Raw genomic sequence first — 432 nt, forward strand, 5'->3', positions numbered from 1 at the left:
TGCGCACCGCGTCGGCCAGTGGCGCCAGGGCGAAATCCTGGGCCTGGCGGTAGCCGCGCAGCAGGTGCACGCGGTGCCCGGCCAGGCCGCCGTGGTCGTGCGCGACCGCGCTGTGACCGAGCAGCGGTTGCAGCGCCTGCGCGTCGTCGGGCTGCAGCGCGTCGCCGGGGCCGGCGGCCTGCAGGATCGCGGCGAGCACGTCGCCGGCTTCCACCGAGGGCAACTGGTCGGCATCGCCGAGCAGGATCAGTTGCGCGCCGTCGGCCACGGCGTCGACCAGCTTGCACATCAGCGGCAGGTCGACCATGGAGGCTTCGTCGATCACGATCAGGTCGAACGGCAGCGGGTTGTCGGCGTCGTGGCGGAAGCGCGGCAGGTCGGGAATGACGCCGAGCAGGCGATGCAGGGTGCTGGCGCCGGCCGGCAGGGCGT

1 protein-coding gene is annotated in these 432 nt (G+C 73.6%); it reads right to left on the reverse strand.

Annotated elements, in window-relative coordinates; all coding sequences use genetic code 11:
- Positions 1 to 432 (reverse strand): AAA family ATPase (locus J7357_RS21260; protein ID WP_244667728.1); only part of this gene is annotated, 432 nt, incomplete at both ends.

It is taken from the genome of Xanthomonas sp. D-109, from assembly GCF_017746095.1.
Classification (GTDB): Bacteria; Pseudomonadota; Gammaproteobacteria; order Xanthomonadales; family Xanthomonadaceae; genus Xanthomonas_A; species Xanthomonas_A sacchari.